This window comes from Nguyenibacter vanlangensis, assembly GCF_013376155.1.
In the GTDB taxonomy this organism is placed as follows: Bacteria; Pseudomonadota; Alphaproteobacteria; order Acetobacterales; family Acetobacteraceae; genus Gluconacetobacter; species Gluconacetobacter vanlangensis.
Genome location: NZ_JABXXP010000793.1, coordinates 1 through 1,210, shown reverse-complemented (window position 1 = coordinate 1,210; position 1,210 = coordinate 1). Strand labels below are relative to the sequence as shown.

Annotated in this window: 1 protein-coding gene; it reads right to left on the bottom strand. The window is 70.8% G+C overall.

Features of this window, described 5'->3' with window-relative positions; translation table 11 throughout:
* Positions 1–174: 174 nt before the first annotated feature.
* A complete protein-coding gene (locus HUK84_RS19095) occupies positions 175–1,209 on the bottom strand; it encodes a DmpA family aminopeptidase (RefSeq protein ID WP_176641627.1) in 1,035 nt (344 codons plus the stop codon).
* Position 1,210: the final 1 nt, after the last annotated feature.

Here is a 1,210-nt window from a genome sequence, read left to right as displayed (position 1 = left end):
GTGCCGGGTGTCCGGGGGCCGAGTGTCCGGGGGCCGGATGACCGGCGGGTACGGCCTGCGGCGACCCGGCATCGAAGGGCGGGCGATCCAACGTCTCGGCGTCCGGCATCAAGCATGCTCCTTGCGCGTATCGTGCCTGTTCGTCTTTCGTCTTCGTCTTTCGTCCGGCGGGTCCTACCGGGCACCCGGGACCAGCGCCCGCAGGCGCGCGGGGTCGATGGCGTGCACGACGCGGCCGGCCTTGCCGGTCATGGTCTCGGCCCCCAGCATGGCGTTGAGGATGGCTTCGTCCACCGCTTCGACCGTCGCCAGGAACAGGGCGTCCATGTCGTCATTGCTGACGGCCTCGAGACGCAGGCGCGGCGGCTCGGGCAGTGCGCCCTGGTCGTTGGCGGTGGAGAAGGCCAGGAAGATATCGCCCGAATTGTTGCCCGAGGGCGTGCCCCCGCGCCCCATGCCGATCGCGATGCGCCGGGCGATACGCTGCAACTGCACGGGCAGCAGGGGGGCGTCGGTCGCGATGATGGCGATGAGCGAACCGCGCTCGGAGGGAAACAGCGTGTGTTCCGGCATGGCGGGACCGACCGGCGCCCCGCAGACGGTCAGCCAGGGGCGGCGGCCGTGATTGGCCTGCACCAGCGCGCCCAGCGTGTAGGTGCCGATCCGCGTCGACACCAGGCGCGACGCGGTGCCGCTGCCGCCCTTGAATTCATAGGCGATCATGCCGGTGCCGCCGCCGACATTGCCCTCGGCCACCGGGCCGCCGGAGGCGCCGTCGATCGCGGCCAGCACGTGGTCTTCGGTCACGTGCTGGCCGGCGATGTCGTTCAGCCAGCCGTCGAATGTCTCGCCCACCACCGGCAGCGGCCAGAAACTCTCGCCCACCATGTCGGGGAAGCGCCGCGCCAGCCAGCGCACGATGGCATGGTGCGCGATGCCCAGCGAACAGGTGTTGGTGATGGCGATCGGCCCGGTCAGACAGCCAGCCTCGCGGATCCAGTGGCAGCCGGTCAATTCGCCATTGCCGTTCATGGAAAACGCGCCGGCCCAGACCGGGTGCAGCAGGTCGGGCTTCGGCCGGGGCAGCAGGACAGTCACGCCGGTGCGGATCGCCGCGCCGTTCGGCGCCTCGCCGATCAGGGTCGTGTGCCCGACCGTGACGCCGGGAATGTCGGTGATCGCGTTCAGCGGTCCGGGCGTGCCCGGCATC

Excerpts from the sequence above, each read along its gene's own strand:
- HUK84_RS19095 (WP_176641627.1), bottom strand. The coding sequence starts at position 1,209 with ATGCCGGGCACGCCCGGACCGCTGAACGCGATCACCGACATTCCCGGC.